The sequence below is a fragment of the Nodosilinea sp. FACHB-141 genome, assembly GCF_014696135.1.
GTDB lineage: Bacteria > Cyanobacteriota > Cyanobacteriia > Phormidesmidales > Phormidesmidaceae > Nodosilinea.
The window spans coordinates 131,160-157,632 of sequence record NZ_JACJPP010000004.1 but is presented as its reverse complement, the minus strand read 5'-3'; the positions used below and the strand labels follow the sequence as shown (position 1 = coordinate 157,632).

Genomic DNA, 26,473 nt, shown 5'->3' with positions numbered 1-26,473 from the left:
TGGGGAGACTGCCTTTGATCATACCGGAGCCATGCCCCCTGCCATCGTTCTTCCTGTACTCCCGCCGCAGATTTTAGCGACCCTCGATCGCCTTCGTCATCTGAGCCAACTGGATGTGCAGGGTACCTGGCACCGCTGTCCTGAGGCTGTGGAGAGTCTGGATCGTTCCTCTAGCAATGCCTGGAAAACCTGGCCTTTAGCAAGGCTAAACGATCGCCATCACATTGCCTGGCCTAAGGGCAAAGTCTCCCTGGGGCTGCACCAGCGCTTTACTTGGCCTACCGATCTCAACGGTTATCCTCTTCAGGGGCTGACGGCGAGGCTGGCGCTGCGCTGGTGGGCCGACCAAGCGGACATCTTCGTCAATGGCGAGCCGGTGCAGACGGGAGATATCTTCGACTGCTGGACGCGGATTGTGCTGACGGACAGGGTTGTGCCGGGAGAATCGGTAGATGTTTCGCTGAAGCTGCTAAGTCCGGGCCACGACGAGGGGGCGCTGGTGCAGGCCGAACTGGTATTTGAAGCCTTGGAGGGAAACTGCCCCGAACCTGGCTTTGTAGCCGACGAACTGGCGGTCTTGGCTACTTATCTGGCTCAGTTTGACCCCAACAAGCTCGACATTCTCACTCAGGCTCTTGAGGGAATTGATTGGGATGGGGTGGGCGATCGCGATCGCTTCCACGCCTCACTTCTGCGCGTGCGGGATGCTTTGAAGCAGTTTTCGCCCTGGCTTAAGCAGCGCACCCTTCATTGCCTGGGCCACGCGCATTTAGATCTAGCCTGGCTCTGGCCCGTCCCCGAAACTTGGGAAGCGGCCGAGAATACGTTTCGCTCGGTGCTGGCGTTGCAGCAAGAGTTTCCCGAACTCACTTTTAGCCATTCCTCCCCAGCGCTATTTGCCTGGTTAGAGCAGCACCGCCCCGAGTTATTTGCCACTATTCAGCAGCAGGTGAAAGCGGGGCGCTGGGCGATTGATGCGGGGCTGTGGGTTGAGCCTGATCTAAACTTGCCGGGGGGAGAGGCGATCGCCCGACAGATTCTCTATGGCCAGCGATACTGTGTCGAGAAATTTGGTGGGGTGAGCGCGATAGCCTGGCTGCCCGACACCTTTGGCTTCTCCTGGCAACTGCCCCAGCTGCTTACCCAGGGCGGCATTCGCTACTTCGCCACCCAAAAACTCCGCTGGAACGACACCAACCTCTTCCCGCACGACCTGTTTAGCTGGCAGGGGTTAGACGGCACCGAGATTACGGGCGTTACCCTGCCCCCCATCGGCACCGACATTACCCCGGTTGACATGGCCCAATATGCCTGCCAATGGGAAGTCAATACGGGTTTTGTCGATGCCCTATGGCTTCCCGGCGTCGGTGATCACGGCGGTGGCCCCACCCGCGACATGCTGCTCAAGGCCCAGCGCTGGGCCAACTCCCCCTTCTTACCCACCCTCACCTTCGGCCACGCTGCCCCCTTGTTTGACCAACTCACCCATCGACCCATCGACCCATCGACCCATCCACCTGCCCCCTCACTTCCCACCTGGAACGACGAACTCTACCTCGAACTCCATCGAGGCTGCTACACCACCCACGGCGACCAAAAACAGTACAACCGCCGCTGCGAAGACATGCTGTTTCAGGCCGAACTATTTGCCTCCATCGCCGCGATCTATGAGCTTCAGCCCTATCCCCATGCGGAGCTAGAGGCTGCCTGGAAGCACGTTCTCTTTAACCAGTTCCACGATATTTTGCCGGGGTCGTCGATCCCCGAAGTGTTTGAGCAGGCGAATGCAGAATGGCAGGCGGCGCTGGAGATGGGCGATCGCATTTTGCAAACCTCTCTTCAGGCTCTCGCCGAGCGGTGTCTCTTTCCCGCGCCTCTGCATCCTGACGCTGTGCCCGTGGTGCTGTTTAACCCGTTGAACTGGGAGCGCAGTGAGGTGGTGAACGTTTCTTTGTCTTCCCTGCCTCAAGCTTTCTGGCAAGCGCAGGATGCGGAGGGCCAAACGCTACCCACCCAGCTTGAACAGGCTGACTCTCCATCGCTGCTAGTCTACGTTCCCGCTATTCCTTCTGTGGGCTACCGCCTGATTTGGTTGATTCCTGCCGAGGCGGCCCCATCTAGTTCACCGCCTGCGGAGTGGGTTTTAGAGAACGCCCACCTGAAAGCCATCATTGACCCTACCATTGGCGGCATCGCCAGCCTGATTCACAAAGCTACGGGCACCGAAACCTTCCAGGGCTATGGAAACCAGATCCAGGCTTTCAAAGACGAGGGCCAATATTGGGACGCGTGGAATATTGCCCCTGATTACCAAGATCATCCCCTAGATGCCTTTGTACTTAAGAGTATTAGCTGGATTGAGTATGGCCCAGCGCGGCAGACCCTCCGGGTAGTGCATGGCTTCAATCAGTCCACTATCGCTCAAGACTACCGTTTAGAGGCAAATGCTCCCGTGCTTGCTGTTCATACCAAGGTGGATTGGCACGAAACCCAAGTGGTGCTGAAGGCAGCGTTTCCGCTGACGGTGTCGGCAGCTGAGGCGACCTATGAAATTCCCTTCGGGGCGATCGCCCGCTCAACCACTCCCACCACTCCCCAAGACCAGGCCAAGTGGGAAGTGCCCGCCCTGCGCTGGGCCGACCTCAGCGATGGCGATCGCGGCGTCAGCATTCTCACCGACTACAAGCACGGGTTTGATGCCAAACCCAACCAACTGCGGCTGACGCTGCTCAAGGCTCCTGTCTGGCCAGATCCGGGGTGCGATCGCGGCCTCCAAACCTTCAGCTACGCCATTTATCCCCACGCCCATGGCTGGCAGCAGGCCAAGACCGTACAGGCCGCCTACAACTTCAACCTGCCTATTCGACCCTGGGTGTTGCTATCCTCGGCCATGTCTACAGGCGCTCAATCCTCCGCCAGCTTCCTTAATTTAGGAGACACTGGGTTTGTGCTGTCAGCCTTCAAACAGGCAGAGGAAGCGGCAGATCAATATATTCTGCGCGGCTATGAAAGTAACGGCTTAGAAACATCTCTGAAGCTCCAGGGCTCTATCCCAGTGGAGGTGACGGGGCGAGTAAATTTGCTAGAAGAACCCTACGAAGCGAAGGGATGGCATGGGGTAGATCCCTGGCAAATTGTCAGTCTGGCGGTATCCATTAGTCCGGCCCTATAGATACCCAAACATTGCAGGTTGCGTCCTAGCTATTGCCAGGAGCTATACCAGTCACTAGAGCACTAATAGCTGGGGTAATAGCTTGCAAAACGGGGGACAAAATTACCACCGATGCTGCTGCGATCACAATGGTTGTCGCCAGCCGCGTGACTTGGTCAAAGGCGTTTTGGTAGGTGTCAAATTTGAAGTTAAGCTTTTCGACATCAGTTTCTACTCTGCCGATGTCAGTCTTGACATTGCTGATATCGGTCTTCACGTTGCTGATATCAGTCTCTACTCGGTCGAGCCGCTGGTTGATTTGCCGCAGCTCTGACAAGATCTGCGGCTAAAATCCTTCGGGTGTTTCGCTGGCCTGCATCACCTGATCCAGTGAGTCGGTGTTTCCATCATACCTAACGCCCTAAGGAACCAGGACGGTGCGGGGGACTAAGCTATTCGCTCCTGGCTGCGATCGCAGCTTCCGAGCTTGAGCCAGCAGTTGCCATGCCTCGGGCGACAGAGCACCGGGGGCCAATAGAGATAGCCCAGCTGCGACCTGGCGCTGGCGCAGGGCAACTAGGCCCCAGTGCAGGTGCAGGTATTGACCAATGGCGGCAAGGGTAGGAATGCGATCGCGGTACCCTTCATTCACCCGCCCATAGATTCGTTCTTTAATAGTCAAATTCAGCGCCATGCGACGGCTGAGCGACATTTTTTGCTCGTAGCCCCCGGCCCAGATCGTGCGGTATGCCAGGCATTCGTTGATAAACAGCGCATCGCCAAAGTCAGCCAGTTTTACCCAGGCGTCGATGTCATCGTAGTTGGTGGTCATGGTGGTATCCCAGCCGCCCGCCCGCAAAAAGGCATCGCGGCGGGCCGCTACCTGGGCTGGGGTGCCAAAGGGCACCTGATCCATCAACATGCCGTAGTGGATGGCGCTTTGAGGAATGTAGAACACCTGGCCGGGTCCGGTAGCCGGGGTGCGGCGAATCTCAGCACCATACTCGTCAACCTGAATTGCCTGGCAGGAGCAGAGCACGGCTTGAGGATGCTGGGCGATCGCCGCTGCCATCTTCTCAATGCAGTCTGGTGCTAGATAGTCGTCATCATCCAAAAACTTAACCCACTCGCCGCTGGCGGCGGCCACGCCATTGTTGACCGTAGCGGCATGGTTAAGGTTTTGGGCATTGCGGTGATAGACAACCTGGCTACCCAGACTGCGCATATACTCCTCAGTGCCGTCGGTAGAGGCATCGTCAGCGACCACGACTTCGCAAGGCACGGTTTGGTTGAGACCGCAGGCGATCGCCCGCTTCAGCAGCTCCAGCCGATTGTAGGTAGTAATCACCAAGCTAAATTTCATGGCCGCCTCCCCAGGCCAGTAGGCCCAGCATTCCTAATTAGGATATTGATTACGGCCTTAGCATGCCCTACCAGCAGAACAGATTACCAAGGAGTTCAAGCCCTCGTAGAGGCTTCTACCACGGGCAAAGAGATGATTAAAGTTGCGTCAGATCAACCCATCAACAATAGGCTTATTTACACTCTCAGATTAATCATCCTAGAAGTAACCTTGAACCCCCTCTCTCGTTTTGAGAGAGGGGGTTCAAGGTTATAGCTTGCTTCCCATAAGGTAAAACAAGTTTATGCAAGTTGGCTGTACCGAGTAGCGATGCTATAGCGAGACAAAGCGCTATTAGCTAATAGCAGATGCCATTTCCCGCTGTAGCTTACCCTTGGCAGCTTTAAAGTCAGTTGCCATTTGTTCCTTTTGACTAGTGCTGCAATTCTTATCAATAGCGGCAAACATCGTAGATTCCTCCTGGCGCATATGATCGCCAACGGCATCCATTAACTGTTTAACCTTTGATTTGAACTCATCAGTCAAAGCAGGGTCAATGGCTTTGATCTCATCTAGCATGCGCTTCATTTCAGCTTGCTCATCGTACAGCTCTTGAACATTCTCGTTGCCGTAGAATGAGCGTACATTCGGATAAACAACTTCTTCTTCCGCCTCAGCGTGGGCCAGCAAATCTTTATAGAGCTGCCCAAAATACTCTTGGAGCTTTTGAGGATCTTGAGTACCGCCGATTTCGGTAAAGATAGTGTTTGCCTTGCTATGGTCCAGCCGAATCAGGGTCTGAATATTCATATCCTGCTTGTCGGTATTTTGGGTCACCACACTACCAAATACTCCGGATAATGCGGCGATCGAGTCTTGCACCCGTGCCCAAATTCCTTGATCGGCGTCTTGACCAGTCATCTCACGAACACCCACCTGTTCGAGCATCCCCTTAAGCTGTTCTTGATGGGCACGCCCTTCAAAATTGACCGTATTCAAAGGCCCAATGGCTATTTCGATGTCTGCTCCTACCTTCTGGGCTGCCTTATGAATTACGATGCCGCTCATCGCTTGACTATGCTTCATCAATTCATGGTGTATGAGTTTTTGATAAAATGTAAACTCATCGCCAGACATCATCTGCTCAGACTGTGAAATGAATTTTTCAGTTGCAGTGCTAGGATCGGCTGGAACACCATATTGAACAATTACAGTTTCAATAATGCCAAGGTTTTTCTGGTCGTCCTCCAGAAAGTTCTGGAGACGTTCGCGAATATCTTGGTAGGGGCAGGCCTCCATGAGCTTTTGATCATTCGAGATTATCAAATTTTGAAAAGCTTTTAAATCTGCCAACTTCTCACCAATTAACTGGCGCTTTGTATCGTCTAGCGTTGTAACCATGATTAATTTTCCTCTGCAAAACAACTTAATTCAAGCTTAATTACCAGGTTTAGAAAAACCTAGGTGCCCCAGCCGAATCTACAGCAGTCTAAACAACTCTTGGCTTCAGGATAGGCATCTTACCTCTAAGGTAAGATGCCTATCCTGAAACTTTATTGGATTACAAAGGTGCTATAGAACCATGGAATTACGTCTATATTCCGCTTGGAAACGTTGAACGACTAATCTCTCTATCGGTCTATAGAAAATATGCCTATTAGTCAACGTCAAAAAGGCATTAGAGAAAACCTGTATAAGTCGTCCCATGCCATGGTTTATGGGGCAAAAAAGCTTGAATAACTTATTTTTAGACTTTAAATAGATAGATCTTCATCGTCTACCTAACCTGAGTCATAGGTTTTGAGCCTGCCGCGTGATGGTAGGTATTCCTAAAGAATCAATCACAAAGGAAAAGTTTGGACTTTGTAGGTGATTGGAGCGTTAACTAGCGGATTTAAACAAAGCCTACCGATGCTGGGTTCCTCAGCTGGGGATACTCGCGAACACCCGGCAGCTTGCAAGCGTCCCTGGTTTTTAATTAGACATAGCAGAGCGGTTCGGCTGCTTCAACTGTAAATGTTTGGTTTTAGTTTTGATACGTGTGGCTAAAACAGCGTTCAAACACATCAAAAGCAGCATTGCAGAGATTGTATGAAAATTCGGGGTTCTCCGCTGGCCTTGGCAGCATTAGGATCTTCCCAACCTCCTACCAACAGAAGATTTATTGGATTAACACTCACCTTCCTATAGGAAGCTAGGTGTTGCTGGATTGAAGCATGGAACTTGTGCAAGGGCAAACAGCCGTTTGCCCTTACGAGAGACGTTGTATTTTTGATCCATGCCTATATCCAGCGACGCCGCAAGCCGCGTTAAGGCCGCAAATCCAGGCTCCTTCGAAGGCCTTTTGCTTTTAGACTTAGGCCTAAAAGCAAAAGGCTCTAAGCTACCATCGCTAAGGCCAAACACACTTGCAGTTACTCTAGATCTAGCTAACCCTTGCACTCTCTCGATTACGACAGCTTCAGCACCGCCATGAAGGCTTCTTGGGGCACGTCTACTGTACCGATCGCCTTTAGACGCTTCTTACCCTTGGCCTGCTTTTGCAGCAGCTTTTTCTTGCGGGAGATGTCGCCGCCGTAGCATTTGGCCAGTACGTCTTTGCGCAGGGCTGGAATGCTCTCACTGGCCACCACCCGACTGCCGATCGCCGCTTGAATCGGAATCTTGAACTGGTGGCGTGGGATTAGCTCCTTGAGCTTTTCGACTAGGGCTTTGCCCACGTAGTAGGCCTTGTCGCGGTGGACGATGGACGCTAGGGAATCGACCGGGTCGCCATTGATCAACACGTCGAGCCGCGACAGGTGGTTTTCTCGGTAACCGATCAGGTGGTACTCCATGCTGGCGTAGCCCTTGCTGCGAGACTTCATCTGGTCGAAAAAGTCGGTCACGACCTCTGCCAGGGGCACCTCGTAGATCAAGGTGGTACGGCCCTGGGCCAGGTACCTCATGTCTTTAAATTCGCCCCGACGGTTCTGGCATAACTCCATCAGAGCCCCCACATATTCTTCGGGGGTGATCATGTCGAGCTGCACGTAGGGCTCTTCAATTTTTTCGCGGGCTTGTGGGTCGGGCAGGGTGCTAGGGTTGTCAATTTCGAGCACCTCACCCTTAAGGGTGGTGACCCGATAGATTACCGAGGGTGCGGTGGTGATTAAATCCAGGTTGTACTCGCGCTCTAGGCGCTCCTGCACAATTTCCATGTGGAGCAGGCCCAAAAAGCCGCAGCGAAAGCCAAAACCCATGGCGCTTGAGGTTTCTGGCTCATACTGAAGGGCGGCGTCACTGAGGCGGAGCTTTTCGAGGGCCTCGCGCAATTCCTCAAACTGGTCTGAGACGGTGGGGAAGAGACCACAAAACACCATCGGCTTGGCCTCGGCGTAGCCAGGCAAGGCTTCCGTAGCGGGGTTTTGTACCAGGGTAATGGTGTCGCCCACGCGGGCATCTTCTACGGCCTTAATCGAGGCGGCAAAGTAACCCACTTCTCCCGCATGGAGCTCGTCCACTTGAATCTGGGTGGGGGCAAGCACGCCCAGTTCGTCAATTTCGTACTCTTTGCCTGAGGCCATCAGCCGCACTTTGTCTTTGCGACGAATGCTGCCATCCATGACGCGGAAGTAGACGATCACGCCCCGGTAGGTGTCGTAGTAGCTGTCAAAGATCAGCGCCCGCAGAGGCTGATCGACGGTGTCAGCCGGGGGCGGCACCAGGTAAACGATCGATTCTAGAATTTCGTCAATGCCGACCCCCTCTTTGGCTGAGGCAAGAATGGCACCGCTACAATCGAGGCCGATGATGTCCTCAATTTCTTGCCGGATGCGCTCGGGTTCGGCACCGGGCAGGTCAATTTTGTTGAGAACGGGGATGATTTCGAGGTTGTTCTCTAGGGCTAGATAGACGTTGGCCAGGGTTTGGGCCTCGACCCCCTGGGAGGCATCGACCACCAGCAGTGCCCCTTCACAGGCGATGAGAGAGCGGGACACCTCGTAGGAAAAATCGACGTGCCCGGGCGTGTCGATCAAGTTGAGAACGTAGTCTTTGCCGTCCTTGGCCTTGTAGTTCATGCGGGCGGCCTGGAGCTTGATGGTAATGCCCCGCTCCCGCTCGAGATCCATATTGTCGAGGAACTGGGCCTTCATTTCGCGATCGCTGACGGTGCCAGTGCGCTGGAGCAACCGGTCGGCCAGGGTCGATTTGCCGTGGTCAATGTGGGCAATAATCGAGAAATTGCGAATCTGAGAGACGGGAACCTCTGTCATACAAGGCTTACCAGCGGCATATAGTTTACAGACTTTAATATTGTAATCCCTCGTTTAGCGAATGCTCGGCGGAGGGTGGGGGAGTGGATGGGTAGAGGGGGGCGGGGGTAAGGAGACAGGGAAGGCGGAGGGATGGAACTTGTTATGTCAAGATCTTCAGACCTAATCCTGCAAGGGTTGTGGGCCTTGGCGTCAAACCCACCTATGCCAGGGCTTAGACTGGATGATAGATTCTAAATCCACCCCATACCCGGTAGTTAGGCCACTCACTATGCAACACTCAGCCTCTTCTTCCGGCGAGCGGTCGGCGGAAAAAGTCGATCTTTCGGTACAAATCGATAAGGACCTGCTCGACCAGGTTACCCACCTTTCCTCCGACCCTAGCAAGGTGATCGATGTCGCCCTACGCCAGTGGCTGCGGGGCGATCGCCGCTACGAAGATGACCTAGTGCGCCACCTGCCCCGCAACCCGACGGTGCCCCCCAAGGGTGAGTGGAATGACTGATTAGGACGCAGAATCAGGACTCAAGGTGTGGGGTGTAGGGTCTAGGGCTGCCCCTTGACCCTGTACCTGACACCCAAAACCTTCCTAATTCCTTCTCAACTAGAGCCATCGGTGCGATCGGTTAGTTACCATGGGAGCGTTCCGGCCTCGTACCCCTATGCGATCGCGACCTTCTTTCCCGACCTTGGCCGCGGCCAGCCCAGCGGATGCTATCTCCGCCTGGATTATGGTGCTCAGCCCTACGGCGGTGGTGGAGTCAATTCAGACCGTGGGGGTCAAAGCTCTGCCGGAGACGCTAACGGCTAACTGGGTGGGGCGATCGCTGGCCGAAATCGTTTCCTTTGCTGCCCCCCATGCTCTGAGTCAGGCCCTCGAAAGCTTAGCCACCCACCGGGAACTGGTACAGCTGCCGGGGCGCTGCCCGTTGGGATCCCACAGCATCGATGTGCAGTGGGTGCTTCAACCCCTAATTGGACTAGACGGCCAGTTATTTCGCATTGCCGCCACAGGCTACCTGATTGACCCGCACGGGTTGGCTAATATTCCTTGGCTGCGAACCGCAGAAGTTCCCGCTGTGGTTCAAGAGAGCTTGCCTGCTGCCTGCGCCCAGCTGCAAACCTACTCGCCCCGGCTCACCCAAATCACCCGCAACGTTCGCTGGACGCTGGATCTAGAAATTATTCGTCAACAGACGGTGGAGGGACTGGGCGACTTGTTTGGGGTGAACCGCTGCCTGGTGTGCAGCTGCGAAGCTATCCCCAACGTGGCTCCTCAGACTGCTACAGTGACTGCTGAGTATACGCGGTTGGGCGATCTACCCAGTTGGCAGGGGCAGGTGTGGACGCTGGCCGAAACGCCTTGCCTCAGTGCTGCGGCCCAGTCGTCAGTGGCGGTAGTGCCGCAGCGGCAGCCCGCTGACCCATCCATTGTGGCGGTGGCCACCCGTTACCAAAACACCATTAATGGCTTTATCGTGCTCCACGACCGCCCCGATCGCCCCTGGTCAGACGTTGAGCTAACTTTGCTCACTGACTTGGCCGATCAGGTGGGTACAGCGATCGCTCACGCCACCCTGTTTGGCGAAAGCCACGCCCTAGCGATCAAGCTCCAGCAGGCCAACGCCAGCCTGATGGAAAAGCAGCTTGAGTTTCAAGAGGCCCGCCGCCAGGCCGAGGAAGCCCGCCAGCAGGCAGAAGAAGCCTCGCGCCTAAAAAGCGAGTTCTTGGCCAACACCTCCCACGAGCTACGCACTCCGCTCAACGGCATGATTGGCTTTCTCAAGCTGGTGCTCGACGGTATGGCCGACGACCCCGCCGAGCAAGAAGAATTTTTGGCTGAGGCTCATAAGTCAGCACTTCACCTTTTGCAGCTGATCAACGATGTGCTCGACATCGCCAAGATCGAAGCGGGCAAAATGCAGATCGATATGGGGCCGATTAGCCTTAAAGAGCTGCTAGCCAACGCAGAAAACTTCATGCGTCCGCTCTCTGATCAAAAGGATTTGTACCTGGAGATTTTGCTGCCCGCCACCCGCGATGACATCACCGTTAATGGCAACTACCAGCGCCTGCTTCAGGTGCTCATGAACCTGATGAGCAATGCCATCAAATTCACCCACGAGGGCGGTGTCACCATCAGCGCCGAAGTGAAGCCGCAAAAGGTGGAATACCAGGGCAAAACCTGGCCCGGTCTGGTCAAAATTAGCGTGGCCGACACGGGCATTGGCGTTTCCCTCGAAAAGCAAGATCGCCTATTTCAAAGCTTTAGCCAGGTGGATGGCGATCGCACCCGCCAGTACGGCGGCACCGGCCTGGGTCTGGCGATCTCCCAGCGTCTGGTGGAAGCCATGGGCGGCGTGGTGCAGTTCATCAGCATGGGCGAAGGGCTGGGCTCAACGGTGACCTTTACAGCCCTGCTGTACCAAAAGCCGGTGGTGATCGACAAAGAGCCGGTTTATCCGCCTAAATAGACCTTCCTGAGGAGCATTCTTGAGACCACAGAAGCTGAGTTTTTGGAAAGTTCTTTAACTCAAGCCATTGGGTCAAAATGCCGCTTTTTAACCTCCTCGCTGACCCAGAAATGCGGGGCGGGCGCTTTGGGATCGGGTCAGGGTGTTGTATAGGGCATCCCACTCTTCAGCTTGAATCAAGGTTTTGAGCTGGTCGAGCTGGTCCTGATACTGAGTCAAGGCATTCAATAGGGCCGCGCGATTGTGGCGAGCCATCAGGGTGCCAAGGTCGGGCACGCCACCGCCGACGCGGCTGGTGTCTTGAAAGCCGGAGCTAGCTAAGGTTTGGGATAGCGCGAGGATGTCCGGGTCTGATTCTCCTTGGCAGGCGAGAATCAGACTGCTGCTGACCATCACCGGCAGGTGCGAGATCCAAGCGACGGCGCGATCGTGCTGGTCGGGGTGGCATTGGCAAAGATTCGCCCCTAGGGAAGTGGCGATCGCCCGTACCCGCTCCAAAGCCTCTGGGTTTGTTGCCTCGGTGGGGGTAAGCACGTAGGGGCGGCCCTGAAACAACCCTGCCTCCGCGACCGCCAGCCCAGCCTCGGCCTTGCCCGCCATTGGGTGGCCACCCACAAAGTCCGGCCACAGAGACTCTAGGCTGGGCACAAGCTCTCCTTTCACCGACGCCACATCGGTAACCACCGCTCCCTCAGACAAATAGGGAGCGATCGCCGCTGCCGTGGCGACAACAGCATCAATCGGGGTGCAGATAAATACCACATCGGCCCCCGACACCAGCGCCAGCTCGTTGCCAGCCTCGGTCACGGCTCCCATCGCCAGAGCCTCCTCGGCGGTGGTGGCGCGACGGGCAATGCCCACGACGGGATGACCGTACCGGGTCAAATCAAGCCCCAGCGATCCGCCGATTAGGCCCAAACCAATGATGGCAATGCGTTCCATGGCTGTAATCCCGTATCCACAGCAAACCCTATCAGCATATCGGTGGGGGGATACCTAGAGACCCCAACCAGTCATCTATGCGACAATGAACGCCTGTAGCTGAGCGGGCAACCCGCCACCTACTTCAGTCGTCAACCGTTCCAATTCATTCTTTCGTGGCGCTGCGGCGTTTCCCCCCGTGATTGAGGCCCAAGTACACCAACAACTGCGCGCGCTGCTGCGGGAATGGGGAGAGCCGAGCTGGCCCCACCATCTGACGTTGGCGCGGTTAGTGGCGCGGGCACTGCGGCTGGGGCGCAGTGCATTAATGCAAGTGGGTGGCCTGTCGGCCTACCAAGGCGAGTATCGCCTCAGCTACCTGATCGCACTGATGATGTGGCCTGGCCCTGCGGTGGTGGTGGCTCCTGACTCCACGGCCCAGCGGGTGCTGATGGTTGATATTCCTCGGCTGCAAGAAAAGCTGCGGCTGCGGAAGCCGGTGCAGATGGGCGATCGCTGGCCTGGCGACGGTTTCGATGGGCTGCTGATCACTACGCCCGAGGCCTGGCTAGGCGATCGCTTGGAGGGGGGCCACCAGTTCCCTGACGGCATTCCTACGCTGATTGACGATGCCGACAACCTCGAACTCTGGCTACACCAGCAGCTCACCGTTGACCTGGGCACCCTCGACTGGACCCACCTGGCGCTGGCCTACCCCGACCACCAGAGTCTCATTCAAAACACCCACGTGGCCCTGACCCACGCGGCCTTTCAGCGTCCGGCCAACCCCTACCACCGCTACCTGCTCGAAGAAGGCGATAGCCAGCAGCTCCAGCGCTTGCACCAGGTGCTGACCGCCAGCCGCGCCAGCACCCCCCAGACCGAGGGGCCAATGCCGCCTCAGTGGGTGAAGTTCTGGCAGCGGTTTAACCCGCCCGACCATCTGCTCTGGTTTTCGGTCGATCGCGATCGCGGCCACATGACGCTGCACTGCGCCCCGGTAGAACTCGCCACCGCTATGACTTCCGTGTGGCCTCGCCAGCCGGTGGTGCTAATTGGCGCCGCCCTTGACCCGGATGAAGCAGCCGACAACTTTCGCCAGCGGTTGGGACTGGGCGATCTCACCTGCCTCCAGTTCACCCCTAATCGGCAAAACGACGCTATTCAGCTCTACCTGCCCACCCATCTGTCCCTGCCCAACACTCCCCAGTTTCAGGGGGTGCTGCACCAAGAAATTCGCCGTCTGCTGAACGTTGCACGTCCTCAGGTCTCTGGCCCTACAGTGATTTTGCTGGATGATTTGCCCCTGAAGGGGCAGCTAGGGGCAATGCTGGCTGGAGAATTTGGCTCGCGGGTGCAGGTGGAGAATGCCGCCATCGACACCAACGGCATTCTCGTCAGCGGCTGGGCATTTTGGCGGCAGCACCAGGCTCTGCTGCCGCCCCCGGCACTGCTGATTATTGTGACCCTGCCCCTGCCTTCCTTGGAAAATCCGATGGTGGCGGGGCGTGTGGCCTATCACAAGCGGCGGCGGCAGGACTGGTTTCGGCTGTACCTCTTTCCCACGGCGGTGACGGAGTTGCAGCGGGCCGTGGCCCCCTCGCGGCTGCACGGTGGCACCGTGGCTCTGCTCGACACCCGCGTTCACTACCGCAGCTATGGAGCGCAAATCTTGGAGGCGCTAAGTCCAGCAGCCTGCACGCGATCGCTACCCACCCAATGGGGGCCTTAGGGCGAGAGCTGTAAAACTCTAGAAAGTGCGAACGGCTGTATGCATGGAGGGCGATCAGTGGGTAACGCAACCAAAACACTTTGGTCACAGCCTTGAACCGTACTCCTGAGGCGTTGTGGCATGTACCAAGCCCCTACCCAACTGATTACAGACCGACTGATTTTACGGCGTCCATCTCTGACTGATGCGGCGGCTGTTTACGAGTACGGTTGCGATCCTGAAGTAGTCCGCTACATGGACTGGCCAAGGCACACCGGCATTCAGGATACGGTCGACGCGCTCGAAAGCTTTGCTGCTCAATGGGAGTCTGGTAGTGAGTTTTGTTGGGCGATCGCTACCAAGACCGAGAACACAGCAATTGGGACGATTGCGTGCCGGATAGAGAGCCCTAGGGCAGATTTTGGTTATGTTCTAAACCGCCGCTATTGGGGGCAAGGGTTGGCGACAGAAGCAGCTAGGGCGGTTGTGTCATGGTTGATGAGTCTGCCTGAGATCGATCGCATCTGGGCAACGTGCGACACAGAAAATCTTGCCTCAGCACGAGTTTTGGGAAAGGCAGGTCTACGGCGTGAGGGCATATTGCCTCGGTTTATGATTCGCCCTAACCTTTCGCCCACACCACGAGACACATTTATCTTCGCCAAAGTCCGAGAGCCGGTATGACAATCTCGCGATCAGTTAAGGCCCGGCGTAAATTGAGGGCCCGAATGACATCAAATCATTTAATCTGATGATGAGTAGAGCATGTAGCGGCGTAGACCCATGGGCGAATCAAAACGACGCAAAGAGCAGCTAGGCGAAAAGTACGGTCAGTCAGAGCCAATTTTACCCTGGCTGCCAATTACCAAAGATCAGTCGCAGCAGTTCATGAAGTGGACTGCCCGGGGTACCTGGGGTGCCATTGTGCTGATCATCGCTTTTTGGATTACGCTGCGGTTTATTGGCCCCAGCTTAGGCTGGTGGACGCTGGCGGACTAGGGCAAGCCAGATAACGTTTCGGTTTTGGCTTCGTCTAGCTGTCCATGTCCTACAATGACTTGGCCAGCGCTGCATTTCAAGGTTTGAAGACAAAACCGAGGCAAATTTCCCGCCAGCGCTAAGAAATCGTAACTGATGCTTCCCGTCTTCCTTTGATTCTGGGTAGAGTGGGGGAAGGTGGTTGCGCGGGAGCTTACGGGTATATGCTGAGTCAACAGCAGTCTGGCCCCCAGCGGGGAGAGCCTCTGACAGAAGGGGTTGCTAAGGATTTCAGTCTAGTGATCGATGAGGCCGACTCGGCCCTGGGGCTGTCTGAGGTGATGGTGCCAGTGCCCCAGAGCGGCAACCAGTCTTGGCGGCTGCTGCTGATTACTCTGTTGAGCTGTTTTGCCGCCAGCGGCGCGGCGCTAGGGGCATTCTTCTGGCTGATTAATCTGCCCCCCACCGCCAACTGTGACAACCCAGCCTCGGTAACGACCGATCGCGCTCAGCTATTTTGTGCCCAGGTGGCGGCTGAGTCGGGCGCACTGCCCGATGTGCTGACTGCCCTTGACCTAGCGGGCAGCTGGACGGCTGGACACCCGCTCTACTACGAAGTGCAGCCTCTGATTGAGCAGTGGTCTTGGGTCGTACTCAAGGCCGCTGAGCAGGAGCTACGCAGCAACGGCAGCATGGAGCAGGCCCAGGCGCTGGTGAGCCACATTCCGGCCGATAGCCCGGTATTTGCCACCGCCCAAGAGACCATGCAGACCTGGCAGGGCGAGTGGGATCAGGGCGAAGCGATCATGGCCACGGCCCAAACGGCCCTAAAGCAAAAAGATTGGGCCACGGCCTCGCAGCAGGTGTTGGCCCTGGCCGAGCTGAATAATTCTCACTGGCGGGTCGAGCAGGTACAGGCCCTGTCACGCCAGATTCGCTTAGAGCGTCGGGCTCAAGAGCTGCTGGGTGAGGCGGTGGCCACTGCTGTCCCCGGCGGCAGCGATCGCCTCGAAGCCGCCCTGCGCACCGCCAGCCAGATCAACGAGAGCACCTACGCTCGCCAGCAGGTGCAGCCCTACCTCGATCGCTGGAGCGACCTGCTGCTCAAGCTAGGTCAAGACAAGTGGTATGCCTCAGAACTCGATGCGGCGATCGCCCTGGGTCGCAGTGCCGCCCTCAACCCTAGCCGTGCCAAAGTTGCCCAAGAGCTGATCTGGATTAGCCAGGCCCGCCAGATGGCTCAGAAAAGCCTGACTACCTGGCGTACCTCCCCCGACCAGCTGGTGACGCTCTACCAGGCCATGCTGCTGGCCAATCGCCTGCCCGCCGACAGCCCCTACTATCCCCAAGCCCAGTCGAGCGTGATGAGCTGGCGCAATCACATGGGCGAGCTGGCCCGCCTGCAAACCGCCCAGGCCATCGGGCAGGTGCGCACCAAAGATACCCTCAATGCAGCTGCTAGCCAGGCTGCCCAGGTGCCCCAGGGGCACCCCCGGCGGGTGCAAGCCCAAACCATGGTGGCCCACTGGCGGCAGGAGATTGAGCGATTGGAAGATCGCCCCCAGCTAGTCAAAGCCCACGAGCTGGCTAGAGCCAAAACCTTTGACGGCCTACGGGAGGCAATTCAGACCGCCAGCGGCATCGCCCTCCACCGAGCGCTGCGCGGCGAGGCCCAAAGCTGGGTCTATATCTGGACTAGCGAAATCCAGGTGATGGAAGATCGGCCTTTACTCAACCGGGCGCGATCGCTAGCCCAGCGCGGTCAGCTGTCTCAAGCCATTGTCGAGGCCAGTGGGGTCAAGCCCGGCCGCGCCCTCTACGATGAGGCCACCGACGCGATCGCCGGCTGGCAGGGAGAGATTGCGGCCGCCGAACGGGCGCGCCTGCGCGCCATCGAACGGGCTGCCGCCCGTCGGGCCGAGGTGCAAGATTCCGAAGAGGCTGCCACAGTGGAGACTCCTGCTGAACCATCCCTTGAGAATGCGACAACCTCGCCACTGCCAGAGGGCCTACCAATGGCCCCCGCACCAGTCAACTCTAACCTGGGCTGGCCGCAGTCTCCCCTACCCGATCGCATTGATACCGTCCCTGGCCCAGCGGCTCCAGCTGAGGCAGAAGCCCCAGTGCCGCCGCAATCGCCTCAACCGCCCAGTGCTCCTGCGGTAGTACCCGCCCCGGTGGATCTTGCCCCGGCTCCCCTACCGGCGGCGATTCCGCCCCAGCCGCTGATGGCGCCGTCGGTCCCAGCCCCTCAGCCCCTCGAACTAGTGCCCGGTCCGGCGGCGGCTCCTGCTGGAGAACCCCAGGTAACGCAGCCTGTGGCCCCCGTCATATCGGTTCAGCCTCAGCCCGAATACCTTGCCCGTGCGCCGATGGAGTCACCCCAGGCTGCCAGCCAGAATACCGAAGTGTTGTTTTCGGGCGCGCTCTACGCCGGGCATTAACCAACTGACTCAAAGCTGATCAACGTCCCTACCTCCTCTGATCGGCCCCGCCAGCACTGCTGCGTAGCACCATCTCCTGGTGGCGATTTGAGAATGTCAAACAGGGTTTCCCTCAGGGCTGCCAATTCCTCCAGTGATTGAGCCCGATCGATCGCATCGATCAGCGCCAAAATTTCTAGGTTGTAGGTGTCGGCCCGATTTTTCTGCTTGCCCAACAGCCACGATTGCAGCTGCCACAGGCTTGAAATCCCCAGCACACCCACCGACAGCAGTAGCCCGATGGGTTCGGCATACTCCACCAAAAACTCAGGCTCGCCCTGATTATAAAAGGCTTCAGCTCCAGGGTGCAGCGGCAGGCCTAAATCCCCCGAGGTGTCGAGGCGAATTCTGGCCGCGCGTGGGTACAGAGCCACTAGCTCGTTGCGGTTTTGGTGCAGGGTCTGGGTGAGGGCATTTACCACCTTGGGGGGCAGACTCTCGTGGGCCAACAGCAAAGCGTTTACCGCCACCGCTGGTAGGTCGGCTGGGGGCACGGGTCGCCCGCCGTTATAAGTTCCCTTGGGAATCACCTGGGCTTCGAGGTAGGGCAGCGACAGCTGGAGGGCATCGGCCTGATCGATGGGAATTAGGCGAGTGGTGCCGGTTTGCAGCAGCTCCCCCACGGCTGGGTTGCCTATGGTAATGACGCGAAACAGGGCGTCCACCTCTCCCGTGGCCAAGGCGGCGTGGGCTTGGTCGACGGGCATAGGCAGCACCGTCATCGTGTCTGCGCTCAGGCCGTAGTGCTGCACCAGCGGCCAGAACAGGGCGTAGGAGCCGCTGCCCTTGGGCATAAGGGCAACCCGCTTGCCCCGCAGATCGGCTACGCCGTTGATGTTGGTGTCGGTGCGAGCCAGCAGATGAAACAGTTCAGGAAATAGTAAGGCCACCGCCCGCACCGGCGGCTGTACTGGTGTATCGCTCTGCACCAGGGCCAGCTGGGCCGCGTTGGTTTTGAGCAAATCCATGTTTTGCAGAGAGCCGTCGGTTTCTAGCACCTCAATGGCAATGGTGGGATGATTGCGGGCCACCACCTCGGCAAAGGCCTGACTAAAGGCGTAATATTCACCCGTGCTGCCACCTGAGGCCAGCACTAGGCGGTAGGTGCGGGTGTGCTCACGCACCACAAAAAAGGCCGAGGCCACAACCCCCACCAAACTCAGCACCACCACCGGCAAGACAACCTTTCCCTGCATAGATCTCCTGGGCCGATATAAAATGGTGACTGGCCGATTTTGCCGTGGGGTGCTAATTCAAGTCCAGCTTAGGATTGGTAGCCTTTCCGCCGCAAAACTCCATCTCTGGAATTGGATTGGGTTTACATATATGGCTCTACTCCAAAATTTACCCTACGTACCCGATACTGTGCGCGGTCGCACTGTCGGGCGCAGCTTTCAGGCCGTGTTCTTGATGGTGCTGGTGTCGGTGCTGCTGGTGGGAGCCTTTGGGCTGCGGCTATTTCAGCTCCAGGTGGTGGAGGGCGATCGCAATCGCCAGCTGGCCGACACCAACCGCATTCGCCTGGTGCCCAAACGCCCGGCCCGCGGCACGATTTTTGATCGCAACGGCAAAATTCTCGCCGGTAGCCGCCTGTCGCACACCGTGTCAATTTGGCCGATCGCGCTACCCCGCGACAAGTGGCCTATGGTGATCAACCGCCTGTCTAAGGTGCTCAATGTGCCCCCCGACGAGATTCAAAAGCGCCTAGAGCAGGCGGGCTACGAGTCGATTGAGTCGATTACCATTGCCCGCGGCATTAGCCCAGCCCAGGCCACAGCCCTAGCCGAATATACCAACGAGCTGCCCGGGGTGCGTTTGGAGGCTGAGGCGGTGCGCAACTACCCCAACGGGGACCTCGCTGCCCACGTGATTGGCTACACGGGCGAACTCACCGACGAGCAGCTCAAGGCCCGCCGCGAGCAGGGCTATCGCCTGGGAGATGTGGTGGGGCAGATGGGGGCCGAGTCGGCCTTTGAAAGCACGCTGCACGGCACCTGGGGTGGCCAGCAGGTAGAGGTGGATAGCGCTGGACGGATTATTAGCATTTTGGGCGATAAGCCGGCTATTGCTGGGAAAGACATCCAGCTCACCATCGATATTGAGCTGCAGCGAGCGGCGGAGGCGGCTCTGGGCAACCGCGAGGGAGCGATCGTCGCCATTGACCCGCGCAGTGGCGCTGTGCTGGCCATGGCCAGCTGGCCTACCTACGACCCCAATATTTTTACTACCCGCATTACTGAGGCCCAGTGGCGGCAGCTTCAAGGGGCTGACCACCCCTTTCTCAACCGATCGCTGCAAGCGTTTCCACCGGCCAGTACCTTTAAAATTGTCACCACATCGGCGGCCATAGAGTCGGGCAAGTACGATCCGGGTACAGTGCTGCCCACCTATCCCTACATCCAGGTGGGGGGCATTCAGTTTGGCGACTGGAACCGGGCGGGCTTTGGCCCCCTTAGTTTCCCTGGCGCGATGGCCTGGAGTAGTGACACCTTCTTTTACCAGGTGGCAATGCGCATTGGCGGCCCTACTCTGATTGAGATGACCCGCCGTTATGGTTTTGGCCGCAAGACCGGCATTGAGCTAGGTGCCGAAGAGAGCGCGGGCTTAGTGCCCGACGAAGCCTGGAAGCAAAAAAATCTAGACGAAGATTGGGTGATTGGCGACTCGATCAACATGTCTATTGGTCAGGGCTTTATGCAAGCGACGCCGCTTCAAGTGGCCAACATGTTTGCGGTGCCCGCCAACAATGGTTACCGAGTTACCCCCCACTTGCTTAAAGACAACGAGGAGCATCGCAACTGGAAAGAGTCTCTAGAGCTGAGCGATGCGACGATTGACGTCTTACACCAGGGGCTGCGACGGGTAATTACAGGCGGCACGGGCCAGAGCCTCAACGTGCCCCACTTACCTCCCCTCTCGGGTAAAAGTGGCACCGCTGAGGCGCCGCCTGGCCTTTCCCACGCCTGGTTTGGGGCCTATGCCCCCATGGAAAAACCCGAGGTGGTGGTGGTGGCTTTTGCCGAACACTCGGGCGGCGGCGGCGGCAAGGTGGCTGCCCCCATGGTGTTGAAGGTTTTAGAGGCCTACTTTAAAGCCGATCAAAATGCAGCGGCGGCCGCTCCCTAGCTGCGGCTGGCCAGGCTAAAGTTGCGAAAGTGCTGGGCCTGGGCCTCAATGCGGCAGGCGAGGCGATCGCACACCAATCCGCACAGGTCAAAAATGAGCTCGTCGGTAACACTGTAGTAGGCGGAGGTGCCTTCGGTGCGGCGGCTGAGAATGCCCGCCTGGAGCATCACCTTAAGGTGCTTGGAGACGTTAGCCTGGCTGGTTTGGGTGGCCTCGACTAGCTCCTGCACGCATTTTTCACCCTCACGCAGGAAGTTAAGAATTCGTAGCCGCATCGGCTCACTGAGTACGCTGAAATAATCCGCTACTTGCTGCACAACTTCAACTGAAACCGGTTCTACAGAGTCCATGGTTTAGGGGTAGGCTCGGGTGTGCGCGAACGATTCCCAGTAATTTTAACAACTATTGTATTTTTACAGTTATCCATAGCGATACAGTCATCAAATCTTGTCAATTGCTTAGCCATGATCCCCGTGGGGTTTAATTAAATCTTAGAAAACGAGATTCTGCTAAGACCTTGGGCCATGGCCCCCGTCGTGGGATTCTTAAAGATAGCGTTCACCCACCCTGAGGATTGCTGTGAAAGCCATCACCCTGCTTGGATCAACTGGGTCTATCGGTACCCAGACCCTCGATATTTTGGAGCACCACCCCGACCAGTTCCGCCTAGTGGGTATTGCCGCAGGGAACAATGTGGAGCTGCTGGCCCAACAGGTGCGCCAGTTTAAGCCCGAGATCGTCGCCATCTGCAATCCCGACAAGCTGGGTGAACTGCGCGACGCCCTAGCTGGTCTCGATCCTATGCCTCAGCTGCTTGCGGGCGATGACGGCATTGTGGAAGTGGCCCGCTACGGTGACGCGGAGGCTGTAGTGACTGGCATTGTTGGCTGTGCCGGGCTGCTGCCGACCCTGGCGGCGATCGAGGCGGGCAAAGACATCGCCCTGGCCAACAAAGAAACCCTGATTGCCGGTGGCCCCGCTGTGTTGCCCCTGGTGGAAAAGCATGGCGTCAAGCTGTTACCCGCCGACTCCGAGCACTCTGCGATTTTCCAATGCCTTCAGGGGGTGCCCAAGGATGGCCTGCGGCGGATCTTGCTCACGGCTTCTGGTGGTGCCTTTCGCGACTGGCCAGTGGAGAAGCTGGCCCAGGTGACGGTGGCCGATGCCCTCAAGCACCCCAACTGGTCGATGGGCCGCAAGATCACGGTGGATTCTGCCACGCTGATGAACAAGGGTTTAGAGGTGATCGAGGCCCACTATTTGTTCGGTATGGACTACGATCGCATCGACATCGTCATCCATCCCCAAAGCATTATTCACTCGCTGATTGAGCTGCAAGATACGTCGGTGCTGGCTCAGCTGGGCTGGCCCGATATGCGTCTGCCGCTGCTCTATGCCCTCTCCTGGCCCGATCGCATCTACACCGACTGGGAACCGCTTGATCTAGTCAAAGCGGGCGACCTCACCTTCCGTGAGCCTGACCACGCCAAATACCCCTGTATGGATTTGGCCTACGCCGCTGGGCGCGCGGGCGGGACGATGACCGCTGTGCTCAACGCCGCCAACGAGCAGGCGGTGGCGCTATTTTTAGACGAGAAGATTCACTTCTTAGAAATTCCCAAGGTGATCGAGGGGGTGTGCGATCGCCACCGTTCTCACAATGTGACTCAGCCGGTGCTGGCCGACATTCTCGCCGCCGACCAGTGGGCCAGGGCCGAGGCCACCAGCGTCAGCGAGTCGTTGACCTCAGCCACTGTCGTTTCGATGGGATAGGAGGGCACCCGTGGAGCTGCTGATTGTACTGGGGGCGATCGTAATTGCGATCGTGGTGTTTGGCTGGGTGTTTAAGCTGATCAAAAACACCATTCAAACAGTGCTGCTGGTGGCCTTTTTGCTGCTGGCTCTCTACTTCCTGTTTGGCATCGGCCCCGATGCCATTTGGAATCAGATTCAACTCTGGCTCAGTGGCGGCCGAGATTGATAGGACAGGCCAGTCAAGCAATTCAAGCTTGGCGAGCTGCTAACCACCGGGCTAGCGATCGCTGACTTTCGCTACTGCGCCTTCCAGCCAGCAATCCCTCGGTACCAATATGTTCATCTAGCTGCGGCCATTCAATGGCATAGCCATCACCTAGCAGTTGCCAGTCGTTTCTTTCTTGGGAAGACCCATGCAGCAACCGAGGGTACCAGTCTAGGGGAATCGCTAGGCTGCGACCATCGGCCAACTCAACCACCAGTTTTTCATGGTCTATGACTACGGCAGTAGCCAGTGGTTCAGTTTCAAGAACTAAAGTAGTCATGCCATGCCTCTAGAAGAATGTCTTGGTTTTCCTCGACAATTTCGGCAATCTTGTTGAGTTCGTAGTCTTTGAAACCACGATTTTTCTCTAATGTAACTGGGCTTAGCCAAAACTTGGCGATTTGGCGATCGCGCTTAACGTGGATGTGAGCAGGTTCACCTCGATCGGAACTGAAGAAGATAAAGCTGTAAGGCCCGACCTGAAGCACGGTAGGCATCGGCAATACTTTGGCTGAGAGAGATTTCTAAAGCTAGGCAAAACCCTAGTTTAGGAAGCCTAAGTAGTCAACAGGGCGCGATTAAGCAAACACTACAGTGCGGTTGCCGTAGACCAGAGTGCGGTTTTGCAGGTGCAGCCGCACGGCGCGGGCCAGCACAATGCGCTCCACATCTTTGCCCTTGCGAATTAGCTCCTTCACATCGTCGCGGTGGCTGATGCGCACCACATCTTGCTCGATGATCGGGCCTTCGTCGAGGTCGGAGGTGACGTAGTGGGCAGTGGCTCCGATGATTTTCACCCCCCGCCGAAAGGCGCGTTGGTAAGGGTTGGCTCCCATAAAGGCGGGCAAAAACGAGTGGTGAATGTTGATGACGCGATCGTACTGGTTGAGGAAATCGGAGCTGAGCACCTGCATGTATTTGGCCAGCACCACTAGGTCAATGTTGTATTCCTTGAGCAGTTCTAGCTGGCGCTGTTCTTGCTCAGCCTTGGTGTCTTTGGTCATGGGCAAGTGCTCAAAGGCAATGCCAAACTGGTCGGCGACGGGTTTGAGGTGGGGATGATTGCTGACGATCAGCGGAATTTCGGCCTTGAACTCGCCAGCTTTGTGTCGCCAGAGCAGGTCGAGCAGGCAGTGATCTTGGTGGCTGACCCAAATCGACAGACGGGGCACGGCGTCGGAGAAGTGGAGCTGCCAAGTAGCGCCGAGGGGTTGGGCGATCGCCCCAAACGCTGCCCCAATGATTTCCCTCGGCAGATTAAACCCCTCTAGCTCCCACTCTAGGCGCGACAAAAACAACCCCGCCTCAGGGTCGCGGTGCTGGTCGGCGTGGAGAATGTTGCCGCCATTGGCGTAGATGAAGTTAGCAATCTTAGCCACTAAACCCTTTTGGTCTGGGCAAGAAAACAGCAAAATAGCGGTGGGAGAAGACATTGAGGGGTGGATGAGTGGGCGGGTGGATGGGTAGTTAGGTTATGGAAGCCCAAGGTCAGTGGGTGTGTTGCTTTGGGAAGTTTGTGGGGCAGGCGTAGCGTGGGCACTGCCCAGCAGCATTAAGTCAACGCGATTCAACGCTTGATCGACCGCGCGAAAGCAACGGTGGGCTTAGCCTAGCACCCGTAATGCCAATCAGTTAGTAGCTTCAGGCGCAGGGCTGCCAGTTGGCGCAGGCGCAGTCTCGTTTGTCGAGGGTGCTGGAGTGGGGGTTGGCGCAGGTGTCGGAGTGGGGGCTGGAGCGGGCGCCGGGGCTGCCGCTGGTGTGCTGCTCTCTGGGGTTGAACTGGCCCCCGGATTTGGAGTTGGGGTTTCTCCCGGCATCTTCCACTCCGCCAGGGGGCGATTGATGCCGTTGGCCACATCGCGAGTGACGACGAGCACGGAGTATTCTGACTCCCCGGCGGGGGGCCAGGGATCGGGGTCTACTACTGCATAGTTGGCGCTGCCACTGAAGTCTGGGCCACCCAAAATCAGCTCGTGCTCGGTGCCGTCTTTGAGAGTGACGGTGACGACGCCTAGGGGAGCGTTAAAGCCAAAGTCGGTGGCCTGGTCGGCTCGCATAGTAACGGTTTGCAGGGGCGAGTCGGTATTCAGGCGGCTGAGGAGGAAAGCGATCGCCCCCGGTTCAGCCAGAGCCTGGTCGGGCGCTGTCATCTGCCAGGTCTCGTCGTCGCCCTGCTCAAAGACCAGGGTTTCATTGCCGCGATCGACGGTGAGGGTGGCGACGTCGGCTTCTTCAAAGGTGAGAATGGGCGCGGTGGACTCGGTTTGGGCTGTGGAGTCGGGGGACTGCGATCGCTGGGACTCAGCAATCAGCACCCCTGCCCCCAGCAGAAAGGCCACCCCTACCAGTATTACCGTACTGCGCTTAAACTTCATACCCACTCACCAAAACTCCCAGGTCATAGGATAGATCCTGCTGTGCTGATCCATCCTACGACCTGGGGTGCTGGTTGTATTGAGGTTATCTGTCACTAGCCCACGTTGTTCATATTGGATGCGCGCTCTGCAAACCGAGCACATCCAACATGATTTAGGCTGCGGCGAGGGCAGGGGCCGGGGCGGGAGCTGTTGAGGTGGAGAGCTGAGCCAAAATGCCGTTGACGTTGGTTTTGGCATCGCCAAACAGCATCAGCGTGTTGTCGTTAAAGAACAGCGGATTCTCGACTCCGGCATAGCCCGACGACATGCCGCGCTTGAGCACTACTACGGTATCGGCTTCCCAAACTTCCATCACGGGCATGCCGGCGATCGGGCTATTGGGGTCATTTTTGGCGCTGGGGTTAACGGTGTCGTTGGCACCGACCACCAGCACCACATCGGTGTGGGACAAGTCGTCATTGATTTCGTCCATCTCCAGCACGATATCGTAGGGCACGTTGGCCTCGGCCAGTAGTACGTTCATGTGGCCGGGCATGCGGCCCGCCACGGGGTGGATGCCGAACCGCACCTGTTTGCCCTGGGCGCGGAGCAGGCGGGTGATCTCCGCCACGGGGTGCTGGGCTTGGGCCACGGCCATGCCGTAGCCGGGGACAATGACTACGCTCTGGGCGTTGGCCAGCAGTTCGACGACTTCGCCGGTGGTGGTGCTAGTGGCACTGCCCTCTAGGGCAGCCGCCTTGCCGGAGCTAGCGGTTTCTCCAAAGCCGCCCAGCAGCACGTTGACGAAGGAGCGGTTCATGCCTTTGCACATGATGTAGCTGAGAATGGCGCCGCTGCTGCCGACCAGCGCCCCAGTAATGATCAGCAGGTCATTGTTGAGCATAAAGCCCGCTGCCGCTGAGGCCAGACCCGAATAGCTGTTGAGCAGTGAAATCACTACCGCCATATCGGCCCCGCCGATCGCCATCACGATTACGATGCCAAAGATGCCTGCAATCGCCGTCATCGCCGCTAAAATCCACATTCCTGGGCTGCCGGTAGCGGTGAGAAAGGGTGCGACGAGGACTGCGATCGCCCCCAGCATTCCCAGCGTGAATACGTGGCGCGCGGGCAGCAGCACCGCCCGGCTGGGCACCCAGCCTCGCAGCTTAGCCACCGCAATCATCGACCCGGTAAAGGTGACGATGCCAATGAACACGCCAATATAGATTTCCACCCGGTGAACGGTAATATCCGTGCCCGTGAGCGCGGCACTGGGCTGGAGGTATTCGGCAAAGCCGACTAGAACAGCGGCCAGGCCCACAAAGCTGTTGAGCAGCGCCACCATTTCGGGCATATCGGTCATCGCTACGCGGGCAGCGGCTAGCACACCCACCAGCACACCGAGGCCGATGGAGCCAATCTGGACGGGGTAGCCCTGGCAAATCAGCGCCGTGGCCCCAAAGGCGATCGCCATGCCGAGAATGCCCAGCAGGTTGCCCCGCTTAGCGGTTTCTGGCTGCGACAGCCCCGCCAGACTGAGGATGAAGAGAGCGCTGGCGACGATGTAAGCAGTGGTTACGAGGTTGTTTTCCATATCCTTTGGGAATGCGTGGGTAGGCAATTTTGCCTTTTGAATTCAAAGTTCAAAAGC

General features: G+C 57.5%; 22 protein-coding genes. 10 read left to right on the top strand and 12 right to left on the bottom strand.

What is annotated here, in order from left to right; all coding sequences use genetic code 11:
* Positions 1-31: 31 nt before the first annotated feature.
* Positions 32-3,172: an alpha-mannosidase gene (locus H6F59_RS02000; protein ID WP_190694726.1), complete on the top strand. Its 3,141-nt coding sequence runs from the start codon at positions 32-34 to the stop codon at positions 3,170-3,172.
* Positions 3,173-3,197: 25 nt separating this feature from the next.
* Here the strand turns inward: H6F59_RS02000 and H6F59_RS01995 are convergent, their stop codons facing one another.
* The 4 genes from H6F59_RS01995 to lepA all read right to left on the bottom strand — a co-directional run bounded on the left by H6F59_RS01995 (position 3,198) and on the right by lepA (position 8,749).
* Positions 3,198-3,488, bottom strand: coding sequence for a hypothetical protein (locus tag H6F59_RS01995; protein WP_199325512.1), 291 nt, complete (start codon positions 3,486-3,488; stop codon positions 3,198-3,200).
* 84 nt (positions 3,489-3,572) lie between these two features.
* Positions 3,573-4,514 (bottom strand): glycosyltransferase family 2 protein, encoded by a 942-nt coding sequence (locus H6F59_RS01990; RefSeq protein WP_190694725.1) that lies wholly within the window; start codon positions 4,512-4,514, stop codon positions 3,573-3,575.
* Positions 4,515-4,847: 333 nt separating this feature from the next.
* Positions 4,848-5,894 carry a hemerythrin domain-containing protein gene (locus tag H6F59_RS01985; protein ID WP_190694724.1) on the bottom strand — a complete coding sequence of 349 codons (1,047 nt, stop codon included), beginning with the start codon at positions 5,892-5,894 and terminating at the stop codon, positions 4,848-4,850.
* Positions 5,895-6,943: 1,049 nt separating this feature from the next.
* Complete coding sequence (lepA, locus tag H6F59_RS01980) at positions 6,944-8,749, bottom strand: translation elongation factor 4 (protein WP_190694723.1); 1,806 nt, start codon at positions 8,747-8,749, stop codon at positions 6,944-6,946.
* Positions 8,750-9,020: 271 nt separating this feature from the next.
* Between lepA and H6F59_RS01975 the strand changes: the two genes are divergently transcribed.
* On the top strand, positions 9,021-9,254 hold the full coding sequence (locus H6F59_RS01975) for a hypothetical protein (RefSeq protein ID WP_190694720.1): 234 nt from the start codon (positions 9,021-9,023) through the stop codon (positions 9,252-9,254).
* Between the two features lie 130 nt (positions 9,255-9,384).
* Positions 9,385-11,223, top strand: coding sequence for an ATP-binding protein (locus tag H6F59_RS01970; protein ID WP_242021214.1), 1,839 nt, complete (start codon positions 9,385-9,387; stop codon positions 11,221-11,223).
* An 87-nt stretch (positions 11,224-11,310) separates the two neighbouring features.
* Here the strand turns inward: H6F59_RS01970 and H6F59_RS01965 are convergent, their stop codons facing one another.
* Complete coding sequence (locus H6F59_RS01965; protein ID WP_190694718.1) at positions 11,311-12,165, bottom strand: prephenate/arogenate dehydrogenase; 855 nt, start codon at positions 12,163-12,165, stop codon at positions 11,311-11,313.
* A gap of 178 nt (positions 12,166-12,343) precedes the next feature.
* Between H6F59_RS01965 and H6F59_RS01960 the strand changes: the two genes are divergently transcribed.
* The 4 genes from H6F59_RS01960 (at position 12,344) to H6F59_RS01945 (ending at position 17,277) form a co-directional block, all read left to right on the top strand.
* Positions 12,344-13,876, top strand: a complete 1,533-nt coding sequence (locus tag H6F59_RS01960; protein WP_190694716.1) for an ATP-dependent DNA helicase — start codon at positions 12,344-12,346, stop codon at positions 13,874-13,876.
* A 120-nt stretch (positions 13,877-13,996) separates the two neighbouring features.
* Complete coding sequence (locus tag H6F59_RS01955; protein WP_190694713.1) at positions 13,997-14,539, top strand: GNAT family N-acetyltransferase; 543 nt, start codon at positions 13,997-13,999, stop codon at positions 14,537-14,539.
* Positions 14,540-14,638: 99 nt separating this feature from the next.
* Complete coding sequence (locus H6F59_RS01950; protein ID WP_190515303.1) at positions 14,639-14,854, top strand: DUF2839 domain-containing protein; 216 nt, start codon at positions 14,639-14,641, stop codon at positions 14,852-14,854.
* Between the two features lie 203 nt (positions 14,855-15,057).
* Positions 15,058-17,277, top strand: a complete 2,220-nt coding sequence (locus H6F59_RS01945) for a hypothetical protein (RefSeq protein WP_190694710.1) — start codon at positions 15,058-15,060, stop codon at positions 17,275-17,277.
* Here the strand turns inward: H6F59_RS01945 and H6F59_RS01940 are convergent.
* Positions 17,274-18,512 (bottom strand): TAXI family TRAP transporter solute-binding subunit, encoded by a 1,239-nt coding sequence (locus tag H6F59_RS01940; RefSeq protein ID WP_190694708.1) that lies wholly within the window; start codon positions 18,510-18,512, stop codon positions 17,274-17,276. The genes H6F59_RS01945 and H6F59_RS01940 overlap by 4 nt on opposite strands.
* 130 nt (positions 18,513-18,642) lie before the next feature.
* Between H6F59_RS01940 and mrdA the strand changes: the two genes are divergently transcribed.
* Positions 18,643-20,442, top strand: a complete 1,800-nt coding sequence (gene mrdA / locus H6F59_RS01935; protein ID WP_190694706.1) for a penicillin-binding protein 2 — start codon at positions 18,643-18,645, stop codon at positions 20,440-20,442.
* Here the strand turns inward: mrdA and H6F59_RS01930 are convergent.
* The gene (locus tag H6F59_RS01930; RefSeq protein ID WP_190515292.1) at positions 20,439-20,792 is read right to left on the bottom strand and encodes a helix-turn-helix transcriptional regulator; all 354 of its coding nucleotides are present in this window, start codon (positions 20,790-20,792) and stop codon (positions 20,439-20,441) included. The genes mrdA and H6F59_RS01930 overlap by 4 nt on opposite strands.
* Positions 20,793-21,021: 229 nt before the next feature.
* Here H6F59_RS01930 and dxr point away from each other — a divergent pair, with 229 nt between their 5' ends.
* Complete coding sequence (gene dxr, locus H6F59_RS01925; RefSeq protein WP_190694704.1) at positions 21,022-22,215, top strand: 1-deoxy-D-xylulose-5-phosphate reductoisomerase; 1,194 nt, start codon at positions 21,022-21,024, stop codon at positions 22,213-22,215.
* Between the two features lie 10 nt (positions 22,216-22,225).
* Positions 22,226-22,423: a hypothetical protein gene (locus H6F59_RS01920; RefSeq protein ID WP_190694702.1), complete on the top strand. Its 198-nt coding sequence runs from the start codon at positions 22,226-22,228 to the stop codon at positions 22,421-22,423.
* 22 nt (positions 22,424-22,445) lie between these two features.
* Here H6F59_RS01920 and H6F59_RS01915 read toward each other — a convergent pair whose 3' ends face one another.
* The 5 genes from H6F59_RS01915 to H6F59_RS01895 all read right to left on the bottom strand — a co-directional run bounded on the left by H6F59_RS01915 (position 22,446) and on the right by H6F59_RS01895 (position 26,416).
* Positions 22,446-22,742, bottom strand: a complete 297-nt coding sequence (locus tag H6F59_RS01915) for a DUF2442 domain-containing protein (protein WP_190694700.1) — start codon at positions 22,740-22,742, stop codon at positions 22,446-22,448.
* Positions 22,723-22,959 carry a DUF4160 domain-containing protein gene (locus H6F59_RS01910; RefSeq protein ID WP_190694698.1) on the bottom strand — a complete coding sequence of 79 codons (237 nt, stop codon included), beginning with the start codon at positions 22,957-22,959 and terminating at the stop codon, positions 22,723-22,725. Before H6F59_RS01910 ends, H6F59_RS01915 begins: the two co-directional genes overlap by 20 nt.
* An 81-nt stretch (positions 22,960-23,040) precedes the next feature.
* Entirely contained in the window at positions 23,041-23,895 is an 855-nt protein-coding gene (gene purU / locus H6F59_RS01905) for a formyltetrahydrofolate deformylase (protein ID WP_190694696.1), read from the bottom strand.
* A gap of 195 nt (positions 23,896-24,090) precedes the next feature.
* On the bottom strand, positions 24,091-24,837 hold the full coding sequence (locus H6F59_RS01900; RefSeq protein WP_190694694.1) for a hypothetical protein: 747 nt from the start codon (positions 24,835-24,837) through the stop codon (positions 24,091-24,093).
* A gap of 154 nt (positions 24,838-24,991) precedes the next feature.
* The gene (locus H6F59_RS01895; RefSeq protein WP_190694692.1) at positions 24,992-26,416 is read right to left on the bottom strand and encodes an NAD(P)(+) transhydrogenase (Re/Si-specific) subunit beta; all 1,425 of its coding nucleotides are present in this window, start codon (positions 26,414-26,416) and stop codon (positions 24,992-24,994) included.
* Positions 26,417-26,473 lie beyond the last annotated feature (57 nt).